The sequence below is a fragment of the Streptomyces griseus subsp. griseus genome (assembly GCF_000720255.1).
Classification (GTDB): domain Bacteria; phylum Actinomycetota; class Actinomycetes; order Streptomycetales; family Streptomycetaceae; genus Streptomyces; species Streptomyces griseus_I.
This window is the reverse complement of record NZ_JOJE01000147.1, coordinates 1-608: the sequence shown is the minus strand read 5'-3', so window position 1 is coordinate 608 and position 608 is coordinate 1. Positions and strand designations below refer to the sequence as shown.

Here is a 608-nt window from a genome sequence, read left to right as displayed (position 1 = left end):
GCGCGGTGGCTGTCGCCGGTGTGGGCCCACTCCTCGCGCATCCGGCTGACCAGGAAGACCTGGTAGTCCATGGACAGGCCGAACATGATGCCGACGACCAGGATCGGCACGAACGACTCGATCGGTCCGCCGGCACCGAGACCGAGCAGTCCGGCACCGAAGCCGTACTGGAAGACCACCACGATCGCGCCGAAGGCCACTCCGATGCTGAGGATGTTCAGCAGTGCGCCGACCGCCGGGATGAGCAGGCTGCGGAAGGCGACGGTCAGCAGCAGGAAGCCGAGGACGGCGATCACCAGCACGAAGATCGGAAGCTTGCCCATCAGGACCGACGCGAAGTCGTCGTTGCTCGCGGTGACGCCACCCACGTAGACCTTCATCGACGTGCCCTGCTCGGCTTGCGGGATCACGTCGTCACGCAGGTGGTGGATCAGGTCGGAGGTGGCCTCCGACTGCGGGGAGGTCGTCGGGACGACGGAGACCACCCCGACGGTCTGTCCGTCCTTCATGGGCGCGGAGTTGGCACTGGCGACACCGTCGACCTTCTCGAGGGCGGTGACCAGTTTCCTCTCGGCGGCCTTGCCGGCGGCGTCGGGGGCCTGGACCGC

At 67.6% G+C, this 608-nt stretch carries 1 protein-coding gene; it reads right to left on the bottom strand.

Annotated features, from left to right (window positions below; genetic code table 11):
- Positions 1-608, bottom strand: a 608-nt coding sequence (locus tag IG99_RS43530) for an MMPL family transporter (protein ID WP_037684580.1), incomplete at both ends; no start/stop codon positions are given.